28 protein-coding genes are annotated in these 24,262 nt (G+C 59.6%); 14 read left to right on the top strand and 14 right to left on the bottom strand.

Translation table 11 applies throughout. The features are described 5' to 3' along the window. Window positions 1–99: 99 nt before the first annotated feature. Window positions 100–582 (bottom strand): transcription antitermination factor NusB, encoded by a 483-nt coding sequence (nusB, locus tag KQ933_RS04850; RefSeq protein WP_007819976.1) that lies wholly within the window; start codon window positions 580–582, stop codon window positions 100–102. A gap of 3 nt (window positions 583–585) precedes the next feature. Then, window positions 586–1,041: a 6,7-dimethyl-8-ribityllumazine synthase gene (gene ribH, locus KQ933_RS04845; protein WP_183730477.1), complete on the bottom strand. Its 456-nt coding sequence runs from the start codon at window positions 1,039–1,041 to the stop codon at window positions 586–588. A gap of 346 nt (window positions 1,042–1,387) precedes the next feature. Between ribH and KQ933_RS04840 the strand changes: the two genes are divergently transcribed. From KQ933_RS04840 to KQ933_RS04830, 3 genes are all read left to right on the top strand, one after another. Next, a complete protein-coding gene (locus KQ933_RS04840; protein WP_216757639.1) occupies window positions 1,388–1,744 on the top strand; it encodes a hypothetical protein in 357 nt (118 codons plus the stop codon). 125 nt (window positions 1,745–1,869) lie between these two features. After that, window positions 1,870–2,364 (top strand): cupin domain-containing protein, encoded by a 495-nt coding sequence (locus tag KQ933_RS04835; RefSeq protein ID WP_216757638.1) that lies wholly within the window; start codon window positions 1,870–1,872, stop codon window positions 2,362–2,364. 42 nt (window positions 2,365–2,406) lie between these two features. Then, window positions 2,407–2,922, top strand: a complete 516-nt coding sequence (locus tag KQ933_RS04830) for a GNAT family N-acetyltransferase (RefSeq protein WP_216757637.1) — start codon at window positions 2,407–2,409, stop codon at window positions 2,920–2,922. Here KQ933_RS04830 and KQ933_RS04825 read toward each other — a convergent pair. The 5 genes from KQ933_RS04825 to KQ933_RS04805 all read right to left on the bottom strand — a co-directional run bounded on the left by KQ933_RS04825 (window position 2,903) and on the right by KQ933_RS04805 (window position 8,146). Further along, window positions 2,903–3,523, bottom strand: a complete 621-nt coding sequence (locus KQ933_RS04825; RefSeq protein ID WP_216757636.1) for a riboflavin synthase — start codon at window positions 3,521–3,523, stop codon at window positions 2,903–2,905. The genes KQ933_RS04830 and KQ933_RS04825 overlap by 20 nt on opposite strands. Then, a complete protein-coding gene (ribD, locus tag KQ933_RS04820) occupies window positions 3,523–4,761 on the bottom strand; it encodes a bifunctional diaminohydroxyphosphoribosylaminopyrimidine deaminase/5-amino-6-(5-phosphoribosylamino)uracil reductase RibD (protein WP_253958275.1) in 1,239 nt (412 codons plus the stop codon). Before ribD ends, KQ933_RS04825 begins: the two co-directional genes overlap by 1 nt. Before the next feature lie 17 nt (window positions 4,762–4,778). After that, window positions 4,779–5,255, bottom strand: coding sequence for a transcriptional regulator NrdR (gene nrdR, locus KQ933_RS04815; RefSeq protein WP_183730489.1), 477 nt, complete (start codon window positions 5,253–5,255; stop codon window positions 4,779–4,781). Between the two features lie 109 nt (window positions 5,256–5,364). Next, a complete protein-coding gene (gene glyA / locus KQ933_RS04810) occupies window positions 5,365–6,663 on the bottom strand; it encodes a serine hydroxymethyltransferase (RefSeq protein WP_216757634.1) in 1,299 nt (432 codons plus the stop codon). A 181-nt stretch (window positions 6,664–6,844) separates the two neighbouring features. Then, window positions 6,845–8,146: a murein L,D-transpeptidase gene (locus KQ933_RS04805; protein ID WP_216757633.1), complete on the bottom strand. Its 1,302-nt coding sequence runs from the start codon at window positions 8,144–8,146 to the stop codon at window positions 6,845–6,847. Between the two features lie 372 nt (window positions 8,147–8,518). On the opposite strand from KQ933_RS04805, the gene KQ933_RS04800 reads away from it, so the two are divergent. Then, window positions 8,519–8,758 carry a zincin-like metallopeptidase domain-containing protein gene (locus tag KQ933_RS04800; protein ID WP_253958274.1) on the top strand — a complete coding sequence of 80 codons (240 nt, stop codon included), beginning with the start codon at window positions 8,519–8,521 and terminating at the stop codon, window positions 8,756–8,758. A 112-nt stretch (window positions 8,759–8,870) separates the two neighbouring features. Here KQ933_RS04800 and KQ933_RS04795 read toward each other — a convergent pair whose 3' ends face one another. From KQ933_RS04795 to KQ933_RS04780, 4 genes are all read right to left on the bottom strand, one after another. Then, the gene (locus KQ933_RS04795; RefSeq protein ID WP_216757631.1) at window positions 8,871–9,041 is read right to left on the bottom strand and encodes a hypothetical protein; all 171 of its coding nucleotides are present in this window, start codon (window positions 9,039–9,041) and stop codon (window positions 8,871–8,873) included. Between the two features lie 276 nt (window positions 9,042–9,317). Further along, window positions 9,318–9,503 carry a hypothetical protein gene (locus KQ933_RS04790; protein ID WP_216757630.1) on the bottom strand — a complete coding sequence of 62 codons (186 nt, stop codon included), beginning with the start codon at window positions 9,501–9,503 and terminating at the stop codon, window positions 9,318–9,320. A 668-nt stretch (window positions 9,504–10,171) separates the two neighbouring features. Beyond that, complete coding sequence (locus KQ933_RS04785; protein ID WP_216757629.1) at window positions 10,172–10,684, bottom strand: MarR family winged helix-turn-helix transcriptional regulator; 513 nt, start codon at window positions 10,682–10,684, stop codon at window positions 10,172–10,174. 128 nt (window positions 10,685–10,812) lie between these two features. Continuing rightward, window positions 10,813–11,250 (bottom strand): DUF6163 family protein, encoded by a 438-nt coding sequence (locus tag KQ933_RS04780; RefSeq protein ID WP_216757628.1) that lies wholly within the window; start codon window positions 11,248–11,250, stop codon window positions 10,813–10,815. 134 nt (window positions 11,251–11,384) lie between these two features. Here KQ933_RS04780 and hemB point away from each other — a divergent pair, with 134 nt between their 5' ends. The 5 genes from hemB (at window position 11,385) to KQ933_RS04755 (ending at window position 14,672) form a co-directional block, all read left to right on the top strand. Next, window positions 11,385–12,398: a porphobilinogen synthase gene (hemB, locus tag KQ933_RS04775; RefSeq protein WP_216757627.1), complete on the top strand. Its 1,014-nt coding sequence runs from the start codon at window positions 11,385–11,387 to the stop codon at window positions 12,396–12,398. A 73-nt stretch (window positions 12,399–12,471) separates the two neighbouring features. Further along, window positions 12,472–12,930 (top strand): RDD family protein, encoded by a 459-nt coding sequence (locus KQ933_RS04770; RefSeq protein ID WP_216757626.1) that lies wholly within the window; start codon window positions 12,472–12,474, stop codon window positions 12,928–12,930. A gap of 182 nt (window positions 12,931–13,112) precedes the next feature. Beyond that, window positions 13,113–13,889 (top strand): arginyltransferase, encoded by a 777-nt coding sequence (locus KQ933_RS04765; RefSeq protein WP_216757625.1) that lies wholly within the window; start codon window positions 13,113–13,115, stop codon window positions 13,887–13,889. Between the two features lie 172 nt (window positions 13,890–14,061). Then, complete coding sequence (locus KQ933_RS04760; RefSeq protein WP_216757624.1) at window positions 14,062–14,283, top strand: AbrB/MazE/SpoVT family DNA-binding domain-containing protein; 222 nt, start codon at window positions 14,062–14,064, stop codon at window positions 14,281–14,283. After that, a complete protein-coding gene (locus KQ933_RS04755; RefSeq protein ID WP_216757623.1) occupies window positions 14,283–14,672 on the top strand; it encodes a type II toxin-antitoxin system death-on-curing family toxin in 390 nt (129 codons plus the stop codon). The genes KQ933_RS04760 and KQ933_RS04755 overlap by 1 nt, the downstream gene beginning before the upstream one ends. On the opposite strand, the gene KQ933_RS04750 is transcribed toward KQ933_RS04755, so the two are convergent. After that, a complete protein-coding gene (locus KQ933_RS04750; RefSeq protein WP_216757622.1) occupies window positions 14,662–15,159 on the bottom strand; it encodes an SRPBCC domain-containing protein in 498 nt (165 codons plus the stop codon). The two genes, KQ933_RS04755 and KQ933_RS04750, sit on opposite strands and share 11 nt — an antisense overlap. 162 nt (window positions 15,160–15,321) lie before the next feature. Continuing rightward, the gene (gene parC, locus KQ933_RS04745; RefSeq protein WP_216757621.1) at window positions 15,322–17,577 is read right to left on the bottom strand and encodes a DNA topoisomerase IV subunit A; all 2,256 of its coding nucleotides are present in this window, start codon (window positions 17,575–17,577) and stop codon (window positions 15,322–15,324) included. Between the two features lie 230 nt (window positions 17,578–17,807). On the opposite strand from parC, the gene KQ933_RS04740 reads away from it, so the two are divergent. Beyond that, window positions 17,808–18,998 carry a hypothetical protein gene (locus tag KQ933_RS04740; RefSeq protein ID WP_216757620.1) on the top strand — a complete coding sequence of 397 codons (1,191 nt, stop codon included), beginning with the start codon at window positions 17,808–17,810 and terminating at the stop codon, window positions 18,996–18,998. Between the two features lie 68 nt (window positions 18,999–19,066). Here the strand turns inward: KQ933_RS04740 and aspS are convergent, their stop codons facing one another. After that, window positions 19,067–20,857 carry an aspartate--tRNA ligase gene (gene aspS / locus KQ933_RS04735; protein ID WP_216757619.1) on the bottom strand — a complete coding sequence of 597 codons (1,791 nt, stop codon included), beginning with the start codon at window positions 20,855–20,857 and terminating at the stop codon, window positions 19,067–19,069. Window positions 20,858–21,108: 251 nt separating this feature from the next. On the opposite strand from aspS, the gene KQ933_RS04730 reads away from it, so the two are divergent. From KQ933_RS04730 to rnd, 4 genes are all read left to right on the top strand, one after another. Beyond that, window positions 21,109–22,500 (top strand): multicopper oxidase family protein, encoded by a 1,392-nt coding sequence (locus KQ933_RS04730; RefSeq protein WP_216757618.1) that lies wholly within the window; start codon window positions 21,109–21,111, stop codon window positions 22,498–22,500. Window positions 22,501–22,553: 53 nt separating this feature from the next. Further along, window positions 22,554–22,778: a hypothetical protein gene (locus KQ933_RS04725; protein ID WP_216757617.1), complete on the top strand. Its 225-nt coding sequence runs from the start codon at window positions 22,554–22,556 to the stop codon at window positions 22,776–22,778. Continuing rightward, window positions 22,775–22,900, top strand: coding sequence for a hypothetical protein (locus tag KQ933_RS33725; RefSeq protein ID WP_281411234.1), 126 nt, complete (start codon window positions 22,775–22,777; stop codon window positions 22,898–22,900). Before KQ933_RS04725 ends, KQ933_RS33725 begins: the two co-directional genes overlap by 4 nt. Before the next feature lie 95 nt (window positions 22,901–22,995). After that, window positions 22,996–24,147, top strand: coding sequence for a ribonuclease D (rnd, locus tag KQ933_RS04720; protein ID WP_216757616.1), 1,152 nt, complete (start codon window positions 22,996–22,998; stop codon window positions 24,145–24,147). The last annotated feature ends 115 nt before the right edge of the window (window positions 24,148–24,262 follow it).

Raw genomic sequence — 24,262 nt, 5'->3', positions numbered from 1 at the left:
GAGATTGCGTGGTCGATAACGTCGCGTCAAGACTGCAAAACCTCAAAAGCCTTGCAGTTCCGCAGAAAGAACGGGAGGGATCGTTTGGCGGCTAAGTGCCTATTTCTTCTGGTCGCCGCGCACCTGCTTGGCGATGCGGTCCAGAACGGCATTGACGAGCTTCGGCTCATCATCGTCGAAGAAGGCGCGAGCGATCTCGACATATTCGGTGACGATGACGGCGACCGGAACGTCCTTGCGGTCGACGAGTTCGAAGACGCCGGCGCGCAGGATGGCGCGGACGGTGCTGTCCAGACGCGACAGCGCCCAATCGTCCTGCAGGGCGGAGGCGATCAGCGGGTCAAGGCGTAGCTGGTCGCGCACGACGCCTGAGACGATCGAGCGGAACCAGCCGGCATCGGCCTTCAGATAGGTTTCGCCGTCAAGTTCCTGGCCGAGGCGATGCGCCTCGTATTCCGCCACGATTTCCAGAACGCCGGTGCCGCCGATATCCATCTGATAAAGCGCCTGCACAGCCGCAAGACGCGCAGCACCCCGCTGGTTGGCAGCCTTGACCGGTCGTTCGGTATTTTCGTCAGTCATTCTTTATGCACCCAACTTCTTCTTCAGCTCGATCATGGTGAGAGCTGCACGGGCGGCGAAACCGCCCTTGTCCTTTTCCGAGCGGCGCACACGCACCCAGGCCTGTTCATCGTTCTCGACGGTCAGGATGCCGTTGCCGATGGCAAGGGACTCGCTGACGGCGAGATCCATGAGCGCACGCGAAGACTCGTTCGACACGATGTCGAAATGATAGGTTTCGCCGCGGATGACCATGCCGAGTGCAACGAAACCGTCATACTGCGTGCCGTCATTATCCGCGCCATCGAGCGCCATGGCAATCGCCGCCGGAATTTCCAGCGCGCCGGGCACAGTGACGACATCAAACGTGGCGCCGGCTTCTTCCAGCGCGAAGGTCGCGCCCTCCAGAAGAGCATCGGCCATGTCGTCATAGAAGCGCGCTTCGACGATCAAAATATGGGGAGCGGTCTCTTTCGGCATGGTTCACCTTCGGTTGGAGGGGCATTTTCCACTCGGGCAGGCCGCGGTCAAAACATGCCTTCGAGCGAATGGCAAGCAAATTCGGGTAGCGCTCCAAAAGGAAAGACAAAATATCTGCAATGGGATAGCGGAGCTCGGCATTGTCGGGTGTAACGACGTGAAAAACATGCTTAGCCGGGTGACGCAAAAACGGCAAATCCAAGGCGGATTTCATGAACAATTTTTAATTGATTTTCAGTAACTTACACCATTGAAACGCCAATGCTGCGGTGCCAAATCCCAGTCGTAACACCGACGATCCCCTGCAACGACAGCCGACCGTCACAGCAGACGAAAGGATACGATCATGAACCGCGTTGCTAAAATCGCCATCGCCGCCGCTTTCTCCTCCCTTGCATTTGCAGGCGTCAGTCGCGCTGAAAGCCTCGACATGAACACCGCACAGGGTATCGAGCGGACACTTCGCACCTTCCATGGCGACTTCGACATCCAGCCGGTTTACAACTGGCACAACCTCGACGACGAAATGACGGGTCCGCGCTCCGTCATTCAGCGCCCGCAAAGCGCTGTCTATGCCATCCAGGCCTCCATCGACGCCAACAAGTCGCTGGCACACAAGCTCAACAATGACGGCGTCAATATCCGCAATGTCGTGAATGCAGAACAGGCAGCCGACGGCAGCATTACGTTCTACGTTCGCTGAGGCTGCCAACTTGGAAGGCGAGCATGGACGGCTGATCTCCTCACCGCCCATACTCGCCTTTTCTCGAAATCGCTGTTGCATTTTCCGTCGGATAGGATTGTCTTCTCGCCAAAGCGGAGGACCCGATGGCGACGAACGCAAAACCGGTCATCAATACGGCCGATCTCTCCCTCGAACACTGGACGAGGGGAAGCCTCTTCGAAAGCCGCGACACGTCTTTCGGAAAAGATCTCGGGCTTGCCAACCTCGGCATCAGCTACAGCGAAGTGCCGCCCGGCAAATCCGGCTGCCCCTTCCATAATCACCATGTCGAAGACGAGCTCTTCTACATCATCGACGGCACGGGCGAATATCGCTTCGGCGAGCTGCGCTATCCAATCAAGAAGGGAGACGTGCTGGGTGCGCCCTCGGGCGGGCCGGAAACGGCTCATCAGATCATCAATACCGGATCGACGCCGCTGATCTATCTGGGCCTGTCGACCAAGGCGAAGACCGAAATCTGCGAATATCCCGATTCCGGCAAATTTCTCGCCAAGACCAATCGCGACGGCAGTTCCTTCGATCATATCGGCCGGGGCGAGAACGCTCTCGACTACTGGGACGGCGAACCCGGCTTCTGATATCAGCACCTTCATCGCAAATCGTTTCAGAGCATCCTATTCATGATCGATATCCCGACACTGGAAACCGGACGGCTTATTCTGCGCGCGCATCGGCGTGACGACTTCGATGCACATTTCGAGCTCTGGCGCGACGAAGACGTCGTGCGTTTCATCAGCGGCGTACCCTCCAGCCGCGAGCAGAGCTGGTCACGGCTGCTGCGTATTGCCGGCATGTGGCATCACATGGGCTTCGGTTTCTTCGCGATCGAAGACAAGGAAAGCGGCCGCTTCATCGGCGAAGCCGGTTTTCTCGAGGCCAAGCGGGACATGCAGCCTTCGATCGAAGGCACGATGGAGGTGGGCTGGGCAATAATGCCATCTGCGCATGGCAAGGGTTATGCCACCGAGGCGCTGACGGCGATCATCGGCTGGGGAGAGACACAGTTTCCGGGACGGCCGATGACCTGCATCATCAGCCCGGACAATATGCCGTCGCTCAGGGTTGCCGAAAAGCTCGGCTTCAAGGAGGCGGCGCGGACTGACTATAACGGCCCGATCATTCAGTTTTCGCGCTAGGAAACTCAGCAAGGCGGGCGGCATAACGCGCCATGGTATCGACCTCGAAATTGACGAAGTCGCCGGCCTTGCGTTCACCCCAGGTCGTGACCTCGAGCGTGTGGCGGATCAGGAGCACGTCGAAATCCGTACCATCTACGGCATTGACGGTCAGCGACGTGCCGTCCAGCGCGATGGACCCCTTGGGCGCCACGAATTTCGCGAGATGGGCCGGCGCACGCAGACGGAAGCGCGTGGCATCGCCTTCCTCCGTCACCGACAGGATCTCGGCCTTGCCGTCGACATGGCCGGAGACGATGTGGCCGCCCAGCTCATCACCGATCTTCAGCGACCGTTCGAGATTGATATGGCTGCCCGTCTGCCAAGTGGAAATAGTGGTGAGGCGCAGCGCCTCTTCCCATGCCTCGACCTCGAACCAGCGGCCGTTGCTGCCCTCCTGCGGCAGTCCTGTTACGGTGAGGCAGATGCCGGAATGGGAGATGGAAGCCCCCATATCGATGGTCGCCGGATCGTAATTCGTCGCGATACGGAGCTTGATGCCCTCCTTGAGGGTCGAAACGGATTCGATCGTGCCGATATCAGTGACAATTCCGGTGAACATCAAGTCTCTCTTTCGTATTCGTCCAGGCGATCAGCGCCAAATATATATGTGCCCCTATGGGCAAAGCCGGATGGTATGTCGGTTGCCTGCAATGGGGATTCAATCCCCCCCTCGCCGATGACGAGAGGCGCCTGGTAGAGCTGGATGCGATCGACGAAACCGGCTTCGAGAAAAAGCTTCGCGGTCTTTGCGCCGCCTTCGACCAGAAGCGAGGAAATGCCGCGCGTAGCAAGCGCCGGCAGCAGGACTTCGGGGTGATAGGGATTGCAGTAGAGGATCTCGACGCCGGCGGCTTCGAGTGCGGTGCGGCGAGAATCGGTTTCGTCGGTGGGTGGGGCACCCCCCTCTGTCCTGCCAGGCGTTCGGTGCTGCGATCGATTCACTGGATCGATCGCTCCGGCTTCGCCGGAACGCACCTCACCCCCCACAAGGGGGGAGATTGGCTGGGTGCCAGCTCCCCCTTCCTCAGACCCTAACGGCGATATCTCTTCACTCGCCACCACGATAACAGGCACGTCCCGCGCTGTCTCGACGAGCTTGCTCGTCAGCGGCAGTGCCAGAGCGGGATCGAGCACGATCCGAACAGGCGACTGCGCCTCAAGACCCGGCGTCCGCACCGTCAGCAGCGGATCGTCAGCAATCGCCGTGCCGATGCCGACAAGGATGGCATCGGTTTCGGCCCGCAGCGCCTGCACCTGAGCGCGGGCTTCCGGGCCAGTGATCGCCACCTGCCCTACCCCTGCTCGACCGATCATGCCATCGGCGGAAACGGCAAGTTTGAGAGTCACATAGGGGCGGTTCTTCGTCTGACGGGTGAGGTATCCGGCGAGCGACTGCCTGCCCTCTTCCTCCAGCACGCCCGAGGTCACCTCGATGCCGACATCGCGCAGCATGGTAATGCCGCGGCCGGACACTCTGACATCGGGATCGGTGACGCTGATGACGACGCGGCCGACGCCATGGGCAATCAGCGCCTCGGCGCAGGGCGGCGTCTTGCCGTGATGGGAGCAGGGTTCGAGCGTGACATAGGCCGTCGCACCGCGGGCAAGTTCGCCGGCTTCGGCGAGCGCCTGCGGCTCGGCATGCGGGCGGCCGCCGAGTGCGGTCACGGCGCGGCCGACGATCGCGCCATCGCGAACGATGATGCAGCCGACGGATGGATTGGTGGAGGTCTGGCCCGTGTGCCATCGCGACAGGCGGATCGCAGCTGCCATGAAGCGTTCGTCCTCAGGCTGCATGATCCCCTCGCCCATGGTCAGCCGTCCAGTGGATCGCGGGCGATCTTGGCGTTGAGCTCGGCGATCAGCTTTTCGAAATCCTCGGCATGCGAAAAATCGCGATAGACCGAGGCGTAACGCACGAAGCCGACATCATCGAGGCTCTTCATCGCTTCGAGCACCTGCAGGCCGATTTGCTCGGAGGAGATTTCCGTCTCGCCCGAGCTCTCCAGCCGGCGCACGATGCCGGAGACAGCGCGCTCGATGCGATCGCGATCGACCGGACGCTTGCGCAATGCCACATCGAAGGACCGGACGAGCTTGTCACGATCGAAGGGAACCTTTCGGCCGGTCTTCTTGGTGACCATCAATTCGCGAAGCTGCACGCGCTCGAAGGTCGTGAAGCGGCCGCCGCAATCCGGACAGATGCGGCGCCGGCGGATGGAGGTGTTATCCTCCGCCGGGCGGGAATCCTTGACCTGAGTGTCTTCCGAACCGCAATAGGGGCAGCGCATGCCTTCTCCTTGAGCATCGGCCCGAAAATCGGAACCGATTTTCGGAAAGCCTGATGCGTAGATTCAAAGAATTAGAGCGACTTGTGCGCCCGAACGGGCGCACGGCGCTCTAGCCCATGTAGTCATACATGGGGAAGCGATCGGTCAGATTCACCACCTTGCCGCGGACTGCAGCTTCGACGGCGGCATTGCCTTCGTCGGAATTGGCGACCTTCAGACCATCGAGAACCTCGACGATGAGGTTCCCGATTTCACGGAATTCGGCTTCCTTGAAGCCGCGCGTCGTGCCGGCCGGAGCGCCGAGGCGAACACCCGAGGTGACGAAGGGCTTTTCAGGGTCGAACGGGATACCATTCTTGTTGCAGGTGATGTAGGCGCGGCCGAGTGCGGCTTCTGCGCGCTTGCCGGTGGCGTTCTTCTTGCGCAGGTCAACCAGCATCAGGTGGTTGTCCGTGCCGCCCGAGACGACATCGAGGCCGCCGGCGACAAGCGTTTCGGCGAGCGCCTTGGCGTTCTTGACGACCTGAGCGGCATAATCCTTGAATTCCGGCTGCAGGGCTTCGCCGAAGGCAACGGCCTTGGCGGCGATGATGTGCATCAGCGGGCCGCCCTGGAGGCCGGGGAAAACGGCGGAGTTGAACTTCTTCGCCAGATCTTCGTCATTCGTCAGGATGACGCCGCCGCGCGGGCCGCGGAGCGACTTGTGGGTAGTGGTGGTCGCAACATGGCAGTGCGGGAACGGCGACGGATGCACGCCACCGGCAACGAGACCCGCAATGTGGGCCATGTCGACCATCAGATAAGCGCCGACGCTGTCGGCGATCTCGCGGAAGCGCTTCCAGTCCCAGATACGGGAATAGGCCGTGCCGCCGGCGATGATCAGCTTCGGCTTGTGTTCTTTAGCCTTACGCTCGACGTCATCCATGTCGAGCAGATTGTCGCCTTCACGCACGCCGTAGGACACGACGTTGAACCACTTGCCGGACATGTTGACCGGCGAACCATGCGTCAGGTGACCGCCGGAATTCAGGTCGAGACCCATGAACGTATCGCCCGGCTGCAGCAGCGCCAGGAATACGGCCTGGTTCATCTGCGAACCGGAGTTCGGCTGAACGTTGGCGAAGTTGACGCCGAAGAGCTTCTTGGCGCGCTCGATCGCCAGTTCCTCGGCGATATCGACGAACTGGCAGCCACCGTAGTAGCGCTTGCCCGGATAACCCTCGGCGTATTTGTTGGTCATGATGGAGCCCTGGGCTTCCAGAACGGCGCGGGAAACGATGTTCTCGGATGCGATCAGTTCGATCTCATGCCGTTGACGACCGAGTTCCTTTCCGATCGCGCCGAAGATTTCCGGATCGACGTCCGCAAGCGAGCGATTGAAGAAGGATTCGGTGGAAGCATTGGTCATGGGCTGGCTCCTACGGTGGAATGCGGCAAGGTATTAGCCTTCCGCCGATGCGAGGGCAATACGAAGAACGACATTTGCTGGGCTAAGCGCGCGGGGTGAGTGGTTTGCGTTGGCTACGGCCCCGCTGGAATGAAAAAGCCGCGCACATGGCGCGGCTTCTGAGGATCGTTTGATGTTCGGATTACTGAACCGGCTGCTCCATGCCCGAAGTCGTGTCGAGCGCCAGTTCGGCATTGCCGTCCATCTCGTAGATATCGTCGCGGAACTGGACGACGCCGTCGGGCATGCCCCAGGCCGAGATGTAGACAAAATAGACAGGAACTTCGGTCGCGAGCTTGATCGGCGTATTGACGCCGCTTGCGATCACCTGCTCCATCTGCTGGCGGTTCCAGCCGGGCGTTTCCCGCAGCAGCCAGGTCGTGAGGTCGCGGACGTTCTGGACGCGCACGCAGCCCGAGGATTCGAAGCGCATGAGCTTGTTGAACAGGCCCTGCTGCGGCGTGTCGTGCATGTACTCGCCGTTCTTGTTGTAGAAGTTGATCTTCGTCGATGCCATGGCGTTGATCTTGCCGGGGTCCTGACGGAACATCAGGTTCGGCGCCTCGCCGTTCCAGTCGACGGTTTCCGGGGCAACTTCATTGCCCTTGCCGTCGATCAGGCGGATGGCGTTCTTTTCGAGATAGGTCGGATCCTTGCGCATCAGCGGCATGATGTCCTTCTCGACGATCGAGCGGGGTGCCGTCCAGTACGGGTTGAGGATGACTTCGTAGACCTTCGAATTGACGAGATGCGTCGGGCGGCTCAGACGGCCGACAACCGCGGTATGGCGCGTCGCGACGCTGCCGTCTTCAACGGCTTCCACATAGGCGGCCGGAATGTTGACCATCAGATGACGGCGGCCCAGGTCTTCCGGGAAAGTCTGCAGCCGGATGAGGTTGGTGTTCAGCTGCTGCAGGCGAACATCAGCCGGGATGTTCATCGCCTTCAGCGTGAATTCGCCGAGCACACCATCGGCCGGCAAGCCGTGACGGGCCTGGAAGCGTTTGACGGCGCCGTCGACATAGGAATCGAAGGCGTTGGAAAGGCCGGCCTCACGTGGCAGGTCGCCGGTGATCGCCAGACGCTGGCGCAGGGCCTGGACGGCGGGGGAGCTGACACCGAGCTGCAGGCGCTGATCGCCCGGATTGACCTCGGGCCAGCCGCCGGCGGACGCGATCTGCTGATACTGCCAGATCGCCTGCTGCGTGCTCGGCACCGACTGTGGGCTGAGGATCGGGGTATTGGAAAGGACGGCCGTCGCCGTGCGCGAGGCGGCCTTGGCATCGAACTGGTCGTCCCAGTTGCCGCGCCTCGGGGCATTCAGGAGCCCATCGAGCGCCGATTGCGCGAATGCGGGCGCGGCAAGCGCGCCGGCACCAACCGTTGCCGCCGACGCCAGGAAGGCGCGGCGCGAGAGAGCTTCAATTCCGTTCTTCTTAGACATTCGTCCCAACCACTCAATGCCACGGCGGAGGAACCCGCGGCCCTTTGCGATATCCTGCGCTTTAACGCAGATCCCTATCCGTTCGTTCTTCCGGCGCAGCAGGAAATTCCGCCAGTCCCATCACGAGATTGCGAGCAACCTGGATGGCGCCAATGGTCCATCGAGGACGCCGGCTATCGAATATTCCGCTGTCACATCAATATGGCCAATTCGTGTTGCCGGGCCGGAAGACAGACTGCCGGTTGCCGGAAACCGCATGCAACGAACCATATGACGGGTAAACCGTGAGGGTTAATAACGACTAAAAAAGGGCTTGAATACCGGGCTTTGCGCTTGTCTGGCATGCGTTGCAAAGATGCCACGCAGAGGGGAGTGGATACGGCCTATGCGAGAGAGGAGCTTTGCGCCGAGTTGGGTTCCTCCTTCCTCTGCGCTCGTCTCGATATCCCGGCGGCCTTCCGGTCAGCCAGATACATCGAGAGTTGGCTGAAGCTACTGAAGGAAGACAACTGCGCAATCTTCAACGCCGCCAGCTATGCCGGCCAGGCTTCGGACCGGCGTTGGAAGAAGGCATTCCGGGAAACTGACGAGGATAATCGCGAAGCCGCCTGATAACGAATATTGCTCGCTGCACCCTCAACGGTGTGGCGAGCTATCTTCGTTGCGAAGATGGTGATGAGGCGCGTGTCATTCGCCTGATTACGATCCCCGCTTCGGCCGGGCATCATTTCGGCAATTTGGTGCGCCGAGGCCGTTGTGAAACCTCCCGGTGCCGCAGAATGGTTAGAGTAACGAGATAGATCGTAAGCAGCGCCAGAAGTCCGGCAACGGGCAATGTGCCCAAGGCGGTTGCCTTGATGCCAAAACCTTCAAATGCGAGGGAGTTTTGTTCCATGAGCACACTTCTCCATTAATTTGAGAACATCGTGCTCTGCTGCTGCTGCGCATAGTCTGAAGCAATTTGATTCGATGCAAGAGCGTGGACGCAACCGAAAACCGCAAACGCTGCTTTTGTTAAGAATTACACAACCACGTGAATACGATAGCGCACTGTTTCATGAGCTTTTTCGTCGTCTAAATCGCGACTCTCGTTTTCTGCAATCGTTCCGGTTGGACCGGCATTTACGAACAGGCATAACGTTATTCGACCTTATCTCGATATGGCTGGGGTCTATTTTTCGATTGAGGCTGTTGTCACGGGGCTATACCGGTCGAGGAGCTGTGTACCGCCGAAGTAGGTCACGCCAGCCATGAAGGCGAAGACAAAGCCGAGAACGGCAACGATTGCAAACCGGCCTTTAGCCGTTGCCTTCATCTTCCAAATTTCAATGATGAGAGAATTTTCAGGTTCCTGCATGGCGGACTTCTCCTTAAAAAAGAAATTCGCCTGCTACTGCTACGCAATACGCCTAAACCGCTGATTCGTTCAATAGGTTCAGGCCCGCAAATGCCGTTTAACGCCCACCTTGATGTCATTACTAACAGGTGATTCGCGTCCTATATCGCTGTTAATTCTTAGGAATTAGCGAAACCTCTCAAATTTATTGTTTGCGCTAAATCCGTTTATTCGACTTTCCCACAGTGCAATGCTCACAGCCCTAAGAGAAAAAGCAGCCGTGCTCTTGCTGCCATTTCTTCGTTTCTCGTTGCGTTAATTTTTATCGACCGCTGGCTTGGACGCCTCGTAGACCTGCACTGCAACATGACGCCCTGCCATTATTGCAGCTACAATCAATCCACTTTCCCCAAGTACCTTGAGGATAATCCGGCCAAACGCCACTTTTCCATGACGGGTCAGTTTCTGGCTGCCTATCGTGCTGCTTGGCCTTGTGCCCCGAAGTAAAGCAGAAAAGCGCATCGCGGAGGGAAACCGCGTGCGCTTCAGGTGCCGATTGGAGGTCGGAAATCGCTGGCGTTCAAGCGGCGCATGGATCCGCGCCACCTGTGCCCTCTCGTGCCCTTTGATGCGGTCAGTGCCGACCAGGGCATTCTGGTGTTCATGCCTGGGGACAGATGGTCGCCATCTTAGAGGCGGTACAAGATCTGATCGTTCCAGAAGCGATCCAGCCGCTGCAGGAGCTTGTTCATCTGCGTGAACTCGTCGGTGCCGATGCCGCCGACCTTGTCGATTGAGGCGATGTGGCGTTCGTAGAGCCGGGCCACCGTTTCGGCGATGTCCTGGCCGGTTTCGGTCAGGCTGATGCGGACCGAGCGGCGGTCGATGCGGGAGCGCTGGTGGTTGATGAAGCCGAGGTCGACCAGTTTCTTGACGTTGTAGGAAACGTTCGAGCCGAGATAGTAGCCGCGGGAGCGCAGTTCGCCGGCCGTCAGTTCGGAGTTGCCGATGTTGAAGAGGAGCAGCGCCTGGATGGCGTTGACATCGCTGCGGCCCTGACGGTCGAACTCGTCCTTGATGACGTCGAGCAGACGACGATGAAGGCGTTCAACAAGATGAAGGGATTCCATGTAAAGATCACGGATGCCCTGTTCGTGTGCATGGAAAGTCGATGCCGCCTGCGGCTTGAGTTTCGTGTTCATTTGACTGCCTCACTGTTTTGTTTGGCGGTGTCGTTTTCTTCCCGCCTTGAGTGAGACCCTATCGAATACATATAAAATTCGACTTAAACCGCAGGCTTAACAGAGGCTTACGAAAACCCCTTGATGTATCAGGGTAAATCAACGCTTACCTGGCGACGCTGCCGGCGCCGCTCCAGCCACAGAGAAAGCCTGAAAATCCAGTAGATGACGGCGACGATCACGTGGAGCAGGATGATCAGCCGGTTGGGTCCGAAGATCTGCGGAAGCAGGCCATACATGAGGATCTGGCCGCCGGCGGCAAGCACCCAGATGACCGGCCCCCAGGAGACCGTGAGCCAGAGGCCGAGCGAGGCGACCGGGAAAAGAACGGCAAGGGACGTGCTTGCGACCCTCCACGGCAGGCTCAAGAGATCGAAGCGGCCGGCGCCGACCAGCGAATAGCCGACGAGCATCGCCCAATATTGCAGGCCGAACCAGAAGCAGGAAACGGCAACGAGCCGCAGAAAGAAGATGAAGAGGATATCCGTCAGTGTTCGTTTCGGCATCGTCGGAGAATCGGGTTCCATGGCGAGACCTCACGTTCGGATCGCAGCTTCATTTTTCCGGGTTTCATCCGCCGCGGCCAATCGTCCGGTTTGGATTTCCCGGCGCGCATGATAATGACCGCTCCGATAAATGGAATGGCCCAGGGGCAGATATCATGCAGGACAAGACGCATCTCGTCGATGAAATCACCGGTCACCGCCGCATGCGGCGCAACCGCAAGGCGGACTGGACGCGCCGGCTGGTACAGGAAAACCGCCTGACGGTTGACGATTTGATCTGGCCGATCTTCATCGTTCCGGGAACCGGCATCGTCGATCCGATCGCCGCGATGCCCGGAGTGAACCGCATGAGCGTCGACAAGGCGGTCGAGGCGGCGAAGGAAGCGGCCGATCTTGGTATCCCTGCCATTGCCACCTTCCCCGATATAGAGATGGAATTACGCGATGAGACAGGGTCGAACAGCCTCGTCGCCAATAACCTCATCAATCAGACGACGGCAGCCATCAAAAAGGCCGTGCCCAATATCGGCATTATTACCGATGTCGCGCTCGACCCCTTCACCAGTCATGGGCATGACGGCATCCTGCGCGACGGCCAGATCGTCAACGACGAGACGGTCGATCAGGTCGTCAAGGCGGCAATCCTGCAGGCCGATGCCGGCGCCGACATCATCGCCCCCTCGGAAATGATGGATGGGCGTATCGGCGCAATCCGCCGGGGCCTCGATGCCGCCGGACACCAGAGCGTCGGCATCATGTCCTATGCCACCAAATTCTCTTCCGGCTTCTATGGTCCCTATCGCGAGGCGATCAACACCAAGGGCCTGCTGAAGGGCGACAAGAACAGCTATTACATCAATCCGGCAAACGGCACGGAAGCGATCCGCGATGCCGCGCTCGATGTCGAGGAAGGTGCCGACATGCTGATGGTCAAGCCGGGGCTCGCCTATCTCGACATTTGCTGGCGCGTGAAGGAAGCCTTCGGCCTGCCGACCTTCGCCTATCAGGTCTCCGGCGAATATTCGCAGATCAAGGCCGCAGCGATGAACGGCTGGATCGACGGCGAGCGGATCATGATGGAGACGCTGCTGGCCTTCAAGCGCGCGGGCTGCGACGGCATCCTCACGTATTTTGCGCCGGAAGTGGCCAAAATCCTGGCAAAAAGGTGATTTTCAGGCGAATTATTGTATTTCCCCCTGACAATACCATATCAGCGGCATCGGCTTTCGAAGGGAGATATGGATGAGCTACAACCCCAATCCGCTTTATGCCGCACCGGAGGACTGGCGCGCCTATAGTGGTGTGCTCAGCCGTCGCGTCTTCGCATTCATCCTCGACTATGTCATCGTGGCCCTGCTCTGCATTCCCGCGGCGATCGTGGTGTTCTTCCTGGGGATCGTCACGCTGGGGCTCGGCTTCATTCTTTATCCGGCCCTGTTCGTCATCGTTGCAGGCCTCTATTTTGGCATGACTGTCGGCGGTCCGTCGCAAGCTTCGCTTGGCATGCGCGCGATGGGTATCGCGATCGTGCGCGTTGATGGAAGGCCGATGGACTTCATCCTGGCCATTGCTCACCTGGCGCTCTTCTGGATTCTGAACTCGGTGCTGACGCCGCTGATTCTGCTGGTCGGCCTCTTCACGGAGCGCTCGCGCCTGCTGCACGATTTCCTCGTCGGCACGGCTACGATCCGCATCAGCTAATACCGGCCCGGCGGGGACGAAATAAAGTCTCCGCCCGCCCTTTGCCGGCCACAAAAGGGCGCCATATCCAAGAAATCGAATATTCGATTGCGCGGCACTGAATGTCGCGCTGTTGACGTTTTTTATTCTTGCGTCATGCTGTCTGGAATGACAGGTGCCCCGAAAGGAAATCTCCGCAAGAGATGAATACGCAGACCACGCCATCCCCTCAGTTTTATCTGACGGCTCCGGCAACGTGTCCGTATCTGCCGCATGAGATGGAGCGCAAGGTCTTCACCCATCTCGTCGGCCCCCGGGCGGCGGAGATGAACGATATCCTGACCCAGGGCGGTTTCCGCCGTTCACAGAACATCGCCTATCGCCCCGCCTGCGAGGCCTGTCGCGCCTGCGTGTCCGTGCGCATCCTGGCGCAGGAATTCGAGCCCACCAAATCGATGAAGCGGGTGCTGGCGGCCAATTCCGATATCATTTCCACGGAGTTTGCGGCCCAACCGTCAAGCGAGCAATATTCTCTGTTCCGCCGCTATCTCGACTATCGCCACCAGCAGGGCGGCATGTCCGATATGACCGTGCTCGACTATGCGATCATGGTGGAAGACACGCATGTAAACACCAAGATCATCGAATACCGGCGCCGCGAGGAAGGCTCGGGACTGGAAACGCGGCCGAAGGGCGAGCTGCTTGCCGCCGCGCTGACCGATACGATGAGCGACGGTCTTTCGATGGTCTATTCCTACTTCAATCCTGATCTCGACCGGCGCTCGCTCGGCACGTTCATGATCCTCGATCATGTGCGCCGCACGAAAGCGCTCGGCCTGCCGCATGTCTATCTCGGCTACTGGGTTCAAGGATCGCGGAAGATGGATTACAAGACGCGCTTCCAGCCGCAGGAACATCTGACGCCGCGCGGCTGGGAACGCTTCGATCCCTCTTCTCTCCAGGACGATCCGCAGGACTGATGCTTCCTCCCCACCTTGGAATTGCCGGAAAAACCAGTTGCTGACGGTAGCCGCGGACTGGTATTTTTCCATGGACCCCAGCTGGCTGGGAGCCAGGAGCGTTCATCTGGCTTGATCGGCAATCGGTTGTTGTCTACTCTACGTTATAACGTCGTTATCACAGGAGACGGCAATGAACGTCACTATCCGCAAAATCGGCAACTCGGAAGGCGTGATTATTCCCAAGGAAGTGTTGGACCGTTTCGGCCTAAAGGCTGGAGATTCCCTCGATCTTCAGGCCGAAGGCGGGGTGCTTTCACTGAAACCTGTTGATGAAGACATGTCAGAGGAGCTTAACGCAGCCCGTCTCTTCATGGAGAAGTATAAGGTCGCGCTCAAGAAGCTTGCCGAATAATGACATTCAAGTTTCTAAGTAGACGGCTGGTCGAGCAAATGCACGCGATGCAGATCGAACGGTTTGGCGGCCTCGCCGGCCTTCGGGATGAAGCATCGCTGGAATCCGCTTTGGGGCGCCCCATCAACAAGGCAAACTGCGGATGCAATGACATCATTGAGCTTGCCGCCGCATATCTTTTCGGTTTGGCGCGCAATCATGCGTTTCTTGACGGAAACAAACGGATCGCCATTGTCAGTTGCGGTGTCTTTCTATTGCAGCACGGCTATTCGATAGAGACGACCGACGCCCACCTGTACACTTTTGTCATAGGTGCAGCAGCAGGCGAAATCGATGAGGAGGGCGCCACGCGCTTCCTGCGCGACCACACGATCCCGCTCACGCCGTAGCGCCTGCAGACTGGCCGGCTTCGGGATTCGATCGTTTCGAACCTGCGGAAAGCTCCAGTTCCCGATCCAGCCCTTCGACGATATGCGTCCAGCCCTGACGGGTCTTTTCCTCGTATTCCGCCCATTCCGCGCACATCTCGTGCGTAAGGGTCAGGCGGCTGCCGCTGCCGAGCGGTTCGATGTCGATTTCGACACGATCACAATTATGGTCGTGCTCCTCGACCGAAAAGCAGAAGACGATGCGCTTGGGGCGCTTCAATTCCAGGAAGACGCCGTGATGAAAGGCATCGCCGATTGGGCGCCGGTCGACGACGATGAAACGGCCGCCGACGCGCGGATCGATATCGGCGCGGATGACATGGCCGTCGTCGGTTGCAAATAAAAAGCGGCGGGCGATTTCGGGATTGAGCCAGGCATCATAAATGGTAGCGGGCGGCGCCCTGTAGCTGTGGGCGACATGCAGTTTGATGGTATTGGCGGCAGGCATCGACGATCCTCCATTGTTCGCACGCTTTCAGCGCACGGTTCACGGCCATCCCGCCCGCCCACGGAACGACGTTGCCTTTCTTTTTAGGCCCTTCTTTTGGTGACAGGACTGAGATAGAGGAGTTGCCCCGCCTGCCAAGGGCGGAGCCTCAAAATTCCGGGATCATCCGGCGAATTTACCGCTGCGCGGGAAGCCCTTCGGTACGGTACGGCCGGCGGTAGCGCGGTCGGCCAGCCATTCGGCAAGCTCGTCCTTGTTCTTCGTAAAGGTGCGGCCGGCGCTGTCTTCCCAGTTCAGGCCATCGGCGATCGCAAAGCAGCGAATGTCGGAAATGCCGCCATCCTTGTAGCGCTGCAGGCGCACACCCTTGCCGCGCGTCATCTCCGGCACTTGGCTCAGCGGGAAGACCAGCATCTTGCGATTTTCGCCGACGACCGCGACGTGATCGCCGTTCACGGGAACGAGAAGTTTCGTCTCGTCAGGCATGGAGACGTTCATGATCTGCTTGCCCTTACGGGTATTGGCCACCATTTCCGCTTCCGGCACCACGAAGCCATTGCCGGCAGTCGAGACGAGCAGCATCTTGCGCGCCGGGTCGTGGACGAAGGCGGTCAGCACATCCTGATCGTTATCCATGTCGATCATGATGCGCAGAGGCTCGCCGTGGCCACGGCCGCCAGGCAGTTTGTCACCACCGAGCGTGAAGACCTTGCCGCCGGTGGTGACGATCAGGATCTTGTCCGTCGTCTGCGCCGGGAAGGCCACTTTCAGGCCGTCGCCTTCCTTGAAGGTCAGCGCCGAGGTATCGGAAATGTGGCCCTTCAGAGCGCGGATCCAGCCCTTTTCGGAGACAACGACCGTGATCGGCTCCTTCTCGATCATCGCATGCTGGATGGCTTCTTCGTCGGCCTCGGGCGCTTCGGCAAACTGCGTGCGACGACGGCCGATCTCGGTCGCCTTGGCGAATTTCTTCTTCACCTCGCCGATTTCCCAGGAAACCGTCTGCCATTGCTTTTCATCGGAAGCGAGCAGCGCTTCGATATCAGCCTTTTCCTTGGTGAGTTCGTCGTGCTCTTTGCGGATCTCGAATTCTTCGAGCTTGCGCAGGGCGCGCAGCCGCATGTTGAGGATCGCTTCGACCTGAACGTCAGTCAGATCCCAGCGCGCCATCATGACGGGCTTCGGCTCATCCTCTTCGCGGATGATGCGGATCACCTCATCGATATTGAGGTAAGCGATAAGCAAACCGCCGAGGATTTCGAGGCGCCTGTCGATGGCGGCAAGGCGGAAGCGCGAGCGGCGCTGCAGGACTTCGCGGCGGTGTTCCAGCCACTCCTTCAGCACTTCATTCAGCGCCATGACGCGTGGGATCACGCCCATCGAGAGCACGTTCATGTTCAGCGGGAAACGGCTTTCGAGCTCCGTCAGCTTGAACATGGATTCCATGAGGATGGTCGGATCGACGGTGCGGCTCTTCGGCACCAGGACAATGCGGATGTCCTCGGCCGATTCATCCCTGATGTCTTCCAGCAGCGGCAGCTTGCGGGCAATCAAAAGCTCGGCGATCTTTTCGATCAGGCGCGACTTCTGCACCTGGAAGGGAATCTCGGTGACGATGATCTGGTAGCCGCCGCGGCCGAGATCTTCCGTCTCCCATTTCGCACGCACGCGAAAACCGCCGCGGCCGGTGCGGTAGCTCTCGATGATGCTTTCCTTGTTGTCGATGATGATGCCGCCGGTCGGGAAATCCGGGCCGGGAATGAATTCGACGAGCTTCTCGACCGTGGCATCGGGATGCTTGATCAGATGCAGTGCCGCGTCGCAGACCTCATGCACGTTGTGCGAAGGAATAGACGTCGCCATGCCGACCGCAATACCCGAGGAACCGTTCGCCAGAAGGTTCGGGAAGGCGCCGGGGAGAACGACTGGCTCAGAATTGGATTCGTCGTAGGTGTCGCGGAAATCGACGGCGTCCTGATCGATGCCCTCGAGCAGCAGTTCGGAGACCGCGGTCATCTTCGATTCGGTGTATCGCATGGCGGCAGGACTGTCGCCGTCGATATTGCCGAAGTTGCCCTGCCCGTTCACCAACGTGTAGCGCTGCGAGAAATCCTGCGCGAGGCGTGCCAGCGCATCATAGATCGACTGGTCGCCATGCGGGTGATAGTTACCCATCACCTCGCCGACGATCTTGGCGCATTTCCTGAAGGCCGCATTCGGCCGCAGGCCCATGTCGTTCATCGCATAGACGATGCGGCGATGGACCGGCTTCAGGCCATCGCGCACGTCCGGCAGCGCACGGTGCATGATGGTCGACAGCGCATAGCGAAGGTAGCGCTCTTCGAGCGCCGCCTTCAGGTCGACCGGATGAATATTGTCGCCGTCTCCGCCAGAAGGCGGTAAAATCTCTTGTCCCATGAAATCCTGACTAGCTCAGAAGTGCCTGTGGGGCAAGGAATCCGGGCATTCCGGCTGTGGATGACGTCTTCGTGCTGACACGAAAGACAGGAAAAAGTATCACTTGAATTTGGACTTCGTTTGCCGATCCTCTCAACAGAAATTTAGGGGTCTGCAAATATAAAGGCGGACCGTTCCGCAGTCGCTTCTTTGTAATATTCAACGGCACTTGCCATCCAGGGGACTTTCTCATGACCTTTTACCGCACAACGCGGCTGATGCTGTCGAGCGCAGCCATTCTTTCGTTCGCCGGCTCCGCTTTCGCGCTCGACGGCCAGGACCTCCTGAAGAAGATCAATGCCGCCTACAGTCAGCAGGGCGGGATGACTGTTGCAACCGATGGCATCGATATCGACGGCACGACCGTCACCCTCAAGAACCTCAGCATCAAGCCGGCTGGCGGCGAACCGCTCTCCATCGGCGAGGTCACTCTCTCCGGCGTGGAAGAGCAGGATGATGGCGGGTACTATATTGAAGAGGCTGCCTTCCCGGACATCAACTCGTCCAAGGATGGCGTCACCGTCAGCGTCCAGGAGATGAGCCTCGGCGGCATCTCCGTTCCCGCTGAGCCCGGCGATACGATCGATTCCATGTTCTTCGCCGAGAGCGCCCATACCGGTGCGATCAAATTCGTTAAGGATGGTACTGAGGTCTTCTCGGTGCTGGAAAGCGAGGCAAACGCGACGCTGCGCGAAGACGAATCCGGCTTCGATTTCGACGGCGCTTTCAAGAGCATCAAGGCCGATCTCAGTCAGGCGGGTGATACTCCGGAAAGCAAGGAAGCGATCGAGAAACTGGCGCTTCAGCACGTCCAGGGTGACATCACCATGAAGGGCACCTGGGATCTCGAGCCGGGCACGGTCGATCTTTCGGAAATTTCCCTCGACATCACCAATGTCGGCAAGCTGAACTTCGGCCTCAAGATCTCCGGCTATACGATGGCCTTCATCAAGGCGATGCAGGACGCGGTCAAGCAGTCGGAAGCCAATCCGAACAAGGAAGAAGCCCAGCAGGCGGTCGGCCTCGCCATGCTCGGCCTTGCCCAGCAGTTGACCTTCGATTCCGCTCAGATCCGCTTCGAGGATGCATCGATTACCAAGCGCGCACTCGACTATGCCGGTTCGAAGCAGAACGTTTCGGGCCAGCAGATGGCGGATTCGCTGAAGGCCATGACGCCGATCATGCTGGCGCAGCTCAACATCCCGGAACTGCAGAACGCGATTTCGGCTGCCGTCGGCACCTTCCTGGACAATCCAAAGAGCTTGACCGTCAAGGCCACGCCGGACAAACCAGTCGCCTTCCCGATGATTGTCGGCGCTGCCATGGGCGCACCCAACACGGTGCCGCAGATGCTCGGCGTGAAGGTTTCGGCCAACGATTGAGCCTGTTCTGGATCCAACAAAAAGCCCGGCGATGATCTCGCCGGGCTTTTTGTTGAAGAGCTTGCGCCTCAATCCTTCTTCTGCGGCGGGATCGGGCGGATCGCCAGCTCGCGCAGTTGCGTGGGCGTTGCCGGGGTCGGCGCGCCCATCAAGAGGTCCTGAGCCTGCTGGTTCATAGGGAAGAGCGAGATTTCGCGCAGGTTCTTCGCGCCGACGAGCAGCATGACGATACGGTCGATACCGAAGGCCGCACCACCGTGCGGAGGCGCGCCATACTGGAAGGCACGGTAGAGACCGCCGAAACGATCCTCGACGTCCTGCTGGCTCAAGCCCACCTTTTCGAAGGCGGCGACCATGGTTTCCGGCGACTGGTTACGGATCGAGCCCGAAGCGATTTCGAAGCCATTGCAGACGGCGTCGTACTGGAAGGCCTTGATCGTCAGCGGATCCTGGTTCTGCAGCGCATCGAGGCCACCCTGCGGCATCGAGAAGGGGTTATGGGCGAAGTCGATCTTCTTCTCGTCTTCGTTCCATTCGAAGAACGGGAAGTCGACGATCCAGCACAGCTCGAAGCAGTCGCGGTCGATGAGATTCAGCTCGTCGCCCGCGCGGGTGCGGGCTTCGCCTGCGAACTTGTAGAACTTTTCCGGCTCGCCGGCGACGAAGAAGCAGGCGTCGCCGTCATCGAGGCCGAGCTGCGTGCGGATAGCATCGGTGCGCTCTTCGCCGATGTTCTTGGCGAGCGGACCGGCACCCTCGAGCTTTTCACCCTCCTTGCGCCAGAAGATGTAGCCGAGGCCCGGCTGGCCCTGGCTCTGCGCCCAGGCGTTCATGCGGTCGCAGAAAGCGCGCGAACCACCGGTCTTGGCCGGGATCGCCCAGACCTGAACCTTGGGGTTGGAGGCGATCATGTTGGCGAAGACCTTGAAGCCGGAGCCGGCGAAATGGTCGGTCACGGCTTCCATGACGATCGGGTTGCGCAGGTCCGGCTTGTCGGAGCCATATTTGCGGATCGCCTCATCATAGGGAATGCGCGGCCATTCCTTGGTGACCGGCTTGCCTTCGGCGAATTCCTCGAAAATGCCGGTCATCAACGGACCCATCGTGTTCCAGACGTCTTCCTGGGTCACGAAGCTCATTTCGAGGTCGAGCTGGTAGAACTCGCCCGGCAGGCGGTCGGCGCGCGGATCTTCATCACGGAAGCAGGGCGCGATCTGGAAGTAGCGGTCGAAGCCGGCAACCATCAGCAGCTGCTTGTACTGCTGCGGAGCCTGCGGCAGCGCGTAGAAGGTGCCGGGATGGATACGGCTCGGCACGAGGAAGTCGCGCGCGCCTTCCGGCGAGGAGGCCGTCAGGATCGGCGTCGTGTATTCGGTGAAGCCGACATTGCCCATTTCGCGGCGCATGGCGGAAATCACCTGCGTGCGCTTGACGATGTTCCTGTGCAGCGTCTCGCGGCGCAGATCGAGGAAACGGTACTTCAGGCGAACATCTTCCGGATAATCCGGCTCACCGAAGACCGGCAGCGGCAATTCCTTTGCAGCAGAGAGAACTTCGATCTCCTGTGCGTAGAGCTCGATCTCGCCGGTCGGCATGTTCTTGTTGACGGTATCTTCCGTGCGAGCCTTGACGAGGCCGTCGACGCGGATGACCCATTCGCCGCGAACAGTTTCTGCCTGCTTGAAAGCCGGCGAATCCGGATCGGCAACGATCTGCGTCGTGCCGTAGTGGTCGCGAAGGTCGATGAACAGCACGCCGCCATGATCTCGGACACGATGGACCCAGCCGGAAATACGGACAGTCGAGCCGACGTCCGATTTGCGAAGAGCGGCGCATGTGTGGCTGCGGTAGCGGTGCATGATCTCAATTCCTGGCATTTGGCTTAAGACGGCGGCATGGTTCGCAGACCTGCAGCGCCGACAAGAAAATCGGGCGGACAAGCGCATGGACGCTTTGATTTGTCAAGACTTGGCGGGACCAACGGGCCGTTTGCGTCAGCGTTTCCGAGGGAGTTGCGGTGCTCGCGCTGCGGCAGTTTGGCAGAAGCCGACATATTGATGAAGACGGCAGTCAACTTTAAAAGGAGGCATCATCAAAGACGGAGTTTCCGATGCCCCTGCTCACACGCCGCAACCTCATCAAGGCTTCCGCTGTGGCCGGCGCCTATGGTGCTGGCATGGCCATTGCGGGACGGTTCGGGCTGGCGGAAGCCGCACCCGAGCCGCGTGTGCTGACGGCACGCAGGACGGAAGCACAGATCGTCGATGCAGCGGCAACCAAGGATATCATGACATGGGGAGACGAAGGCCTGCCGCCGGTGCTCAGGATGCCGCGGGGAAAAACTTATGCGGCGCGGCTGAGCAACAGTCTCGACGAGCCGACGACGATCCATTGGCACGGGCTACGCATCGACAACAAGATGGACGGCGTGCCCTTCCTGACGCAGCCCTATGTCTATACCGGCGACAGCTTCGATTATCTCTTCACGCCACCGGATGCCGGCACCTTCTGGTATCACCCGCACTGCAACACGCTGACCCAGATGGGCCATGGGATGACGGGCGTGCTTGTCGTGGAAGATCCATCGGATCCTATCTTCGATGCGGAGGTCGTACTCAACCTGCGCGACTGGCGGCTCGGCGGCGACGGACAGTTCATCGCGCCGTTCCGTCCGCGCGATGCGGCCAAGGCCGGCACGTATGGCACGGTGCGCACCGCGAACTGGCATCAGGAGCCGGCATATGGCGCACCTGCGGGCGGGCTGATCCGCCTGCGCATCGCGGTCACCGATGTGACCCGCATCTTCCAGCTTAAAATGGAAGGCGCCGATGCAACGGTCATTGCCATCGACGGCAATCCGGTGCCGAAGCGCTTCCCGCTCGACCTCCTGCAGGTCGGTCCGGGGCAGCGGCTCGATCTTGCCGTTCGCATGCCCGACAGCGAGGGTGCCGTCGCAACGCTGGAAGATATCCGTGGTACGACGCCGAAGGTGATCGCGAGCCTGCGAGCCATCGGCCAGTCGCTGAAACGCGATATCGGCGATCTCGGCACGCTAGCGGAAAACCCGGTGCCGAAGGCCGATCTCTCGTCTGCGGAAGCAATCCCGCTCGTGCTGTCGGCGACCGCGGAGAACGCGGCCGTCGACAGCATTTGCGGCACACTCGGCTACAGCTTCTGGGCCATCAACAAGGTCCCGTGGCCGGGCGACACGTCCGATCCGACCGCGCCGCTCGCCGAGCTGAAACTCGGCAAGAGCTACATCTTCAATCTGGAAAATGTCACGCCGCATACGCACCCGATCCATCTGCATGGCATGAGCTTCACTGTCATCTCGTCCTCGACGCGCCAAGTCATGCCGCTGGTCTCCGACACCTACCTCGTGCAACCGGATGAGAAGGTGCAACTCGCTTTTGTCGCCGACAATCCCGGCGATTGGGTGCTGCATTGCCATATCATCGAGCATCAGAAGACCGGCATGACAAGCTACGTTCGCGTGGTTTGATATGATGACGCTTTCGGCTATCGTCCAGGCGATTCATCTGGAGGCAGGCGACAGTGCGTGAGATCGAGCGTACCAAATATCTGGCCAATGCGATCGACAGGGCCTCAACGTCCTGTCTGACGGTCGGGGTTTTCGCCCCGATCGCCGCAGCGCTTTACTCCGCAACCGGAACCATTGCCGCAACCTTCACGTTCGTGATCGGTGCCTTCTGTTGGCTTTCCGCTGCGGTTGCATTACATTTAGCAGGAAGACGCGCACTTAAAGGTGTGCCCCAATGAGCGGCATTGAAATCTTCGCCTTTATCATCCTGCCGGCGATGGTCGCCATCGGCGGATGGGTTGCCGTGCTCGCGAATGAACGCAGCAACCGCAGAAAACATCGCCTGCATCCCGGCGAATAAGACTTCGCGAAGGTGAAGCCCGCTCACCGTATTGACATATCTCTTCGAAAGGGGAAGGAAGGTTTAATCGACCTCTTCCTTGCGAATGAACTGATATGATCGAAACCACCGCCGATCTGGCGGCCGCCTGCAAAGAGCTGGCCAAGTCCGATTTCATTACCATCGATACTGAATTCCTGCGTGAGACGACCTTCTGGCCGGAACTGTGCCTGATCCAGATGGCGAGCCCGACGGTGGAAGTGCTGGTCGATCCGCTGGCGAAGGATATCGATCTTTCACCCTTCTTCGAACTGATGGCCAATCCTGATGTGCTGAAGGTGTTTCATGCAGCGCGGCAGGATATTGAAATCATCTTCAATCGCGGCAACCTGATCCCTCACCCGATCTTCGATACGCAGGTCGCCGCCATGGTCTGCGGCTTTGGCGACAGCGTCTCCTACGACCAGCTCATCAGCCGCACGAAGAACGTCCATATCGACAAGTCTTCGCGCTTCACGGACTGGAGCCGCCGGCCGCTCTCCGACAAGCAGCTCGAATATGCGCTGGCCGACGTCACCCATTTGCGCGACGCCTATCTCTACCTCAAGGCGGAACTGGAGCGCGAAGGCCGCGCTTCCTGGCTGCGCGAGGAAATGGACATTCTGGAATCGCGCGAGACCTACGACATCCATCCTGACGATGCCTGGCAGCGGCTGAAGCTGCGCCTGCGCAAGCCGCAGGAACTGGCGATCCTGAAATATGTTGCCGCCTGGCGGGAGCGCGAGGCCCGCTCCCGCAACGTGCCGCGCTCGCGCGTGCTGAAGGATGACGCGATCTACGAGATCGCCCAGCAGCAGCCGAAGGATGCCGAGGCATTGGGCCGCCTACGGACAATTCCGAAGGGCTGGGAGCGTTCGGCTACCGGAGCGGCGGTGCTCGAAGCAGTCAACACCGCGCTCGCGCTGCCACGGTCCGAAATGCCGCATGTACCGCGCCAGGCACAGCCGCCGGAAGGTGCTGCAGCGGCTGTCGAGCTTCTCAAAGTACTGCTCAAGCTGATCTCCGAAAAGCATGGCGTGGCACCCAAGGTGATTGCCAACAGCGACGACCTCGACAGAATCGCGGCTGAGGGCGAAACGGCCGATGTGGGCGCGATGCATGGCTGGCGGCGCGATCTTTTCGGTGAGCCGGCGCTGCAGCTCATCCGCGGCGAGATCGCCCTGCGCTTCGCCGGCCGCAAGGTCGAGACCGTCGCGCTGCCGGCTTAACAAAGCAGTTGCACGCCTTCAGGTTCGCCGGCCACACTTCAAATCGTTGTTACGCATGTCGTTGTCGCAAAACAACTGCACAGTTTTTCGCGACCTGCCTTAAATTCGAAATGTC

It is taken from the genome of Rhizobium sp. WYJ-E13, assembly GCF_018987265.1.
Lineage (GTDB): Bacteria > Pseudomonadota > Alphaproteobacteria > Rhizobiales > Rhizobiaceae > Rhizobium.
The sequence above is the reverse complement of the archived record's forward strand: the minus strand, read 5'-3'. Positions and strand labels throughout refer to the sequence as shown.

Excerpts from the sequence above, each read along its gene's own strand:
- nusB (WP_007819976.1), bottom strand. The coding sequence starts at position 582 with ATGACTGACGAAAATACCGAACGACCGGTCAAGGCTGCCAACCAGCGG.
- ribH (WP_183730477.1), bottom strand. The coding sequence starts at position 1,041 with ATGCCGAAAGAGACCGCTCCCCATATTTTGATCGTCGAAGCGCGCTTC.
- KQ933_RS04840 (WP_216757639.1), top strand. The coding sequence starts at position 1,388 with ATGAACCGCGTTGCTAAAATCGCCATCGCCGCCGCTTTCTCCTCCCTT.
- KQ933_RS04835 (WP_216757638.1), top strand. The coding sequence starts at position 1,870 with ATGGCGACGAACGCAAAACCGGTCATCAATACGGCCGATCTCTCCCTC.
- KQ933_RS04830 (WP_216757637.1), top strand. The coding sequence starts at position 2,407 with ATGATCGATATCCCGACACTGGAAACCGGACGGCTTATTCTGCGCGCG.
- KQ933_RS04825 (WP_216757636.1), bottom strand. The coding sequence starts at position 3,523 with ATGTTCACCGGAATTGTCACTGATATCGGCACGATCGAATCCGTTTCG.
- ribD (WP_253958275.1), bottom strand. The coding sequence starts at position 4,761 with ATGCAGCCTGAGGACGAACGCTTCATGGCAGCTGCGATCCGCCTGTCG.
- nrdR (WP_183730489.1), bottom strand. The coding sequence starts at position 5,255 with ATGCGCTGCCCCTATTGCGGTTCGGAAGACACTCAGGTCAAGGATTCC.
- glyA (WP_216757634.1), bottom strand. The coding sequence starts at position 6,663 with ATGACCAATGCTTCCACCGAATCCTTCTTCAATCGCTCGCTTGCGGAC.
- KQ933_RS04805 (WP_216757633.1), bottom strand. The coding sequence starts at position 8,146 with ATGTCTAAGAAGAACGGAATTGAAGCTCTCTCGCGCCGCGCCTTCCTG.
- KQ933_RS04795 (WP_216757631.1), bottom strand. The coding sequence starts at position 9,041 with ATGGAACAAAACTCCCTCGCATTTGAAGGTTTTGGCATCAAGGCAACC.
- KQ933_RS04790 (WP_216757630.1), bottom strand. The coding sequence starts at position 9,503 with ATGCAGGAACCTGAAAATTCTCTCATCATTGAAATTTGGAAGATGAAG.
- KQ933_RS04785 (WP_216757629.1), bottom strand. The coding sequence starts at position 10,684 with ATGAACACGAAACTCAAGCCGCAGGCGGCATCGACTTTCCATGCACAC.
- KQ933_RS04780 (WP_216757628.1), bottom strand. The coding sequence starts at position 11,250 with ATGGAACCCGATTCTCCGACGATGCCGAAACGAACACTGACGGATATC.
- hemB (WP_216757627.1), top strand. The coding sequence starts at position 11,385 with ATGCAGGACAAGACGCATCTCGTCGATGAAATCACCGGTCACCGCCGC.
- KQ933_RS04770 (WP_216757626.1), top strand. The coding sequence starts at position 12,472 with ATGAGCTACAACCCCAATCCGCTTTATGCCGCACCGGAGGACTGGCGC.
- KQ933_RS04765 (WP_216757625.1), top strand. The coding sequence starts at position 13,113 with ATGAATACGCAGACCACGCCATCCCCTCAGTTTTATCTGACGGCTCCG.
- KQ933_RS04760 (WP_216757624.1), top strand. The coding sequence starts at position 14,062 with ATGAACGTCACTATCCGCAAAATCGGCAACTCGGAAGGCGTGATTATT.
- KQ933_RS04755 (WP_216757623.1), top strand. The coding sequence starts at position 14,283 with ATGACATTCAAGTTTCTAAGTAGACGGCTGGTCGAGCAAATGCACGCG.
- KQ933_RS04750 (WP_216757622.1), bottom strand. The coding sequence starts at position 15,159 with ATGCCTGCCGCCAATACCATCAAACTGCATGTCGCCCACAGCTACAGG.
- parC (WP_216757621.1), bottom strand. The coding sequence starts at position 17,577 with ATGGGACAAGAGATTTTACCGCCTTCTGGCGGAGACGGCGACAATATT.
- KQ933_RS04740 (WP_216757620.1), top strand. The coding sequence starts at position 17,808 with ATGACCTTTTACCGCACAACGCGGCTGATGCTGTCGAGCGCAGCCATT.
- aspS (WP_216757619.1), bottom strand. The coding sequence starts at position 20,857 with ATGCACCGCTACCGCAGCCACACATGCGCCGCTCTTCGCAAATCGGAC.
- KQ933_RS04730 (WP_216757618.1), top strand. The coding sequence starts at position 21,109 with ATGCCCCTGCTCACACGCCGCAACCTCATCAAGGCTTCCGCTGTGGCC.
- KQ933_RS33725 (WP_281411234.1), top strand. The coding sequence starts at position 22,775 with ATGAGCGGCATTGAAATCTTCGCCTTTATCATCCTGCCGGCGATGGTC.
- rnd (WP_216757616.1), top strand. The coding sequence starts at position 22,996 with ATGATCGAAACCACCGCCGATCTGGCGGCCGCCTGCAAAGAGCTGGCC.